The following is a 1,249-nucleotide window of genomic DNA, read 5'->3' on the forward strand; positions in this document are numbered from 1 at the left end:
CTAACCTGAAACAACTATAAAACTATTAAAGATCTATAAAGTTAAAGATCACAACGCAAAATTCCAGATCCGCCAGATCCGCAATCCGCCCTGCGTCAACTCAAGATGGCCCCCTGTCGGCGGGCAAACTTCCGTAGCTTCTCGTCCATCCGCGCCCCCCGTAGATCCGCTTTGCAAAAGTTGGTAAAGCGCTTGCTCTTTTCTTCTGGGTATCGAGCCAAACGAACCCTGCCGGCCATCGACCAGATCACCGAGCTGGCCACCACCAAAGCGAGCGTGGCCGCTCCTAACGCATAAACCAAATTGCCCGTGGTCAGGCGGACAAGCAAAAAGGCCAGGATCCCTGAGCCCAGCAGCCCCCCCAAGCCTGTCAGGATCCCTCCCAATGTTTTGGCCGATCCAGACAGTTGGATCAAAACCCGCAGCCAGTAGGGTTGAGGGGTGTTGAAGAGGATGCCGCGCAGATCCGCCCCCTGCAAGTTGGCCCCTGAGAAATCGGCCCCCCGCAGATCGGCCCGGCGCAAATCATAGCCGGCCAAGTTTTGGTTGGCAAAGGACTTGCCCCGTAGATCGGCCCCCGCCATGGAAGGGATCCGCGGTGGGGTGGCCGGCTTGATCCGTCCGCTGCCTGTGATGCTGCTGGCTCGGCCCAGTTGGGTGAAACCGGTGGTGCTCCCCCACTCAGAGGGGATGGATACCGGGCTGCTGGCTGTCATTCCCCCTGCGGTGGACGGAGGGAGGGGTGTGGGCACGAAACCACCCGAGCGGCGCTTGGCCCAGTAGCCGGAGATCACCGATGTGCTGGGATTGGCAGACAGGGGAGAGCTGGGCAACACAATCGGCTGAGAGATCGGGCCGCCTGCCTCTTCCACCGGGATCCCTTGCAGCGCCCGCAAGACCTCGGTGGCGGTGGCAAAGCGCTGATTGATGGCCGGCTGCAACATGCGGTGCAAAATGGCGTCGAATTCCGGGCTGAGCTGCAGGCAATCCGACCAATCCCACTGTCCCGTTTCATGGTTATAAAACTTGGCCGGAGATTCCAACGTCATCAAGTTGATGCAGGTGGCAGCCAAGGCATAGAGATCGCTAGAGGGACCGACCGCCTGGCCGGCTACTTGCTCTGGGGGAGAAAAGCCCAGCGAGCGAATGGCCGTCGCCTCTTCTGCCGAATCCTGGCCCGGGCCGAGCTGCTTGACGGCCCCAAAGTCGATCAGCACCAATCGACCATCTTCTTTGCGACGAATCAGGT

Annotated in this window: 1 protein-coding gene; it reads right to left on the minus strand. The window is 60.0% G+C overall.

Features of this window, described 5'->3' with window-relative positions; translation table 11 throughout:
- Positions 1-95: 95 nt before the first annotated feature.
- Positions 96-1,249 (minus strand): pentapeptide repeat-containing protein (locus NW856_RS11170; protein ID WP_414400304.1); only part of this gene is annotated, 1,154 nt, incomplete at its 5' end.

The sequence above is a fragment of the Synechococcus sp. R3-13 genome (assembly GCF_047462195.1).
Classification (GTDB): domain Bacteria; phylum Cyanobacteriota; class Cyanobacteriia; order Thermostichales; family Thermostichaceae; genus Thermostichus.